The 2,536-nt window shown below is 64.7% G+C and carries 1 protein-coding gene; it reads right to left on the reverse strand.

What is annotated here, in order from left to right; genetic code table 11:
* A partial coding sequence (gene mobF, locus ACH2EI_RS10075; RefSeq protein ID WP_395159908.1) for a MobF family relaxase occupies positions 1 to 2,403 on the reverse strand: 2,403 nt, incomplete at its 3' end.
* Positions 2,404 to 2,536 lie beyond the last annotated feature (133 nt).

Here is a 2,536-nt window from a genome sequence, read left to right on the forward strand (position 1 = left end):
GTCAATGATGAGGTGGGCTTCGTCGACGGTGGCGCCTTGGGCCCGATTGATGGTGGATGCGTAGTCGACAGTGAGGTTCCCTGCTGCGATGTAGTCGGCGGGAATCGCGTGGCGGTGTCCGTTGTCGAGGTTGGTGAGGTACAGCTCGTCTTGAGTGCCGGCGTTGACGGTCCATCGGTCGCCGTTGCGCACCCACTCACCGCCGTCCAGGCCGTAGGTGAGGGAGCGGTCGTTGGCACGTGTCACGACAGGCTGGCCGGGATACAAGGCACGGCCGCCGATCTCGATCCGTTCATCAGCGCCGAGCCAGCAGGCACTCACGAGCCGGTCCGTGAGCGTGGCGTTCAGTTCCTCGACGACCCTGTTCGTTGGCGCCATGACCAGCACGTTGCGCCCGTCGATGATTCGATCAAACGCTTTGTCGGCGACCGCCACAATCGCTGTGGTTTGGTCGGGGTAGCCGTGGATACGACCGTGTTGCTCGTAGATGTCGACCACCTTCAGTTCGCCGTTGCGGAGGTTGAGTGAGGCGGCCGCTTCCCAGTCGTGTTCGAACCGGTGGAGCGTGTCGAGTTCGACCGTTGCGACGTCTGGGTCGTTGACGAGTTCGGCGAACATGCCACCCGCATCGACAGCGTCAAGTTGACGGTGATCGCCGACGAGAATCGTCCGCCACTGCTTTGCCTGTGCGATCTGTGCGTATTGATGGAGGAGTCGGGTGTCGACCATTCCCGCTTCGTCAAGGACAACGACTGCGCGGTCGGGCAGATTCCACCGCTCATCGGCCCGGCCGTGGCCGACGTGTTGTTTGGTCGAGTGTTCGTAGACGAGCTTGTGCAACGTGTCCGAATCGAGACCGGCACCGCCTCGCAACGCCTGCGCTGCAGACGCGGATGGGCCAGTACCAAAAACAGTGACACCGGCCGACCGCCACGCGGCGACCGATGCAGCGAGCATCCGGGTCTTGCCCGAACCGGCGGGGCCCACGACGATCATGACTGGACGAGGTTCGGCGAGAATCGCTGTCACGGCTACTGCTTGGGAATCGTCGAGGCCAGCAACCGTGTGAGCATCGGCGGTGACGGCTCGATGGCTGCCATCGTCCTCCGATCGCGCCCAGTCCAGAATGTCGTGCTCGCGCAGGAGATGTCGGCTTGTCGTGTACCGAACTGCCGACGGCGGCAGCTGCACGGGCCGACCGTCCGAGGCTCGCAGCATGTCGCTCGGTTCAGCCGGCGGTGTGAGGTCGACGACAGCGGCCGAAGCCATCGCCTCGACGCGGACCTCCTCGATCGTCGCTGCGATCGTGGCCGGGTCGGGACCGGTGACGCGCATCGCGATCTGTTCGATCAGCTGCGGCTCGGCCCATTCCGCATGCCGCATCTCGACTGCTTCGAGGGCTTCGTCGATCGACGGCCGCACCATCGCCACTTGCCGCTGCGGTTGCGCCAAAGTTGCCGTCAGCATCTCATCGACATCCACGATCTCGTCGGCGCGTGCCCGCCACCGATCGCGAAGTGTTGACGTCGGTAGACCGGCATCGCTTGATTTCGCTGAACGGGTGGCGAGTGTGATCGTCTTGTGCGCCTTGCCCACCTCTGCCGGCGTCGGGTCGCGACCTTCACGCTCGACAAAGCCTTCCACCCAGTTCTCAATCTCGGTTTCGATGTCGACACTGCGCTGAGAGAACTCGGCCAACACGTCGGCTTCGATGCCGATGATGTCGGCCTGACCGTTCGCGTCGATCTCTCCGAACTCGACGCCCAGCGACGCTCGTAACAGCGGGCGAAGGTGGGCCTGGTACTCGACACCTGCGGCCTTGGCCTGTCGATACAGGCCCCGTGCGTCGAGCGTTCGCCACTCCCCATCCGACAACGTCTGCACCGCGTTCGAGATCAACACATGATCGTGGAGTTGCGGGTCGAGCGCACGGCTCGTGCGATGCCGATAGCGGATCCCGAACACACCATCGGTATCCACAACGGCTGCGCCGGCGTGACCGGTTCGCGTGTAGGCGATCCGCGGCGAGACCGACGCGATTGCCTGCCGGACTGCAGCGGTGTGTGCCGCTTCGACTGCATCCGCGACGGCAGGGTCGCCGAGTGCGTGGAGGACGCTGACCGACTTCGGTGCTGAGAACGTCAGATCAAACGCCGTGACCGACCGATCCGTCACCGTCGTCTTACCGAGCTTGGCTCCGTCGGGAGCGCACTTTGCTTCCAACAACAATCCGGCGTCAACGGCAGTCGCCAGACTTCCGGCGACAGCACCCACCAGATCCGCACGACCAACCCAGACACCCGGCGCATCGCCGTCACCGGCGTAGTAGTCCTCGACTCCGGCCACCACCGCCGACTGGTAGTAGCCAGCGTTTCCGGGACCGACTTTGCCGACCGTCAACATGACACGACCTGCGCCCGATCACCGAGGTGCAAATGTCTGAACCCACTTCTTCCCGCCGCGCGACGTCCTGCGACCGGGCCCGCCACCCGGGCGACCCGCGACCGCCAGGAAGCTGCCGACCACCCGCGGCCCA

Origin of the sequence: Ilumatobacter sp. (assembly GCF_041688325.1) — a bacterium.
Lineage (GTDB): Bacteria > Actinomycetota > Acidimicrobiia > Acidimicrobiales > Ilumatobacteraceae > Ilumatobacter_A.